General features: G+C 72.7%; 1 pseudogene. It reads left to right on the forward strand.

The features are described from left to right. A pseudogene (locus CWO89_RS48735) lies at positions 1-421 on the forward strand (ribonuclease E/G); the annotation flags it as partial.

Consider the following 421-nt stretch of genomic DNA (forward strand, 5'->3'; position numbering starts at 1 on the left):
CGCGGTGGCGAAGCCCGCGACCGCGAGGGCGGTGTGCCGCGCGAGGATGGCGAGGCGTTGCCGCTTGCGCCCGAGACCGACGACGGCATTGCCGCCGAGGAAGTCGAGACCGACGAGGACGAGAGCGAAGAGCAGTCGGCTTTCGCTCGTGGTGAAGGCCAGAACGGCGAACGCCGTCCGCGCCGGCGTGGACGTCGCGGTGGACGCCGCCGCCGTGGCGGCCATGGCGCGGATGAGGGTCTTGCCGCCTCGATTGCCGACGAGCTCGGCCCGCGCGCGGAGCCGGAAGCAGCGGACGCTGTCGCCGATTTCGACGGCAGTTCGCCGGAGCCTGCACAGACATTGGTTCAGCCCGAACCGGTCGCCGAGCCCGAGTTCGAGCTCGAGCTGCAGCCGGCCGAGAGCCCGCCCCCTCAGCCGG

Source organism: Bradyrhizobium sp. Leo170 (assembly GCF_004296405.1).
In the GTDB taxonomy this organism is placed as follows: domain Bacteria; phylum Pseudomonadota; class Alphaproteobacteria; order Rhizobiales; family Xanthobacteraceae; genus Bradyrhizobium.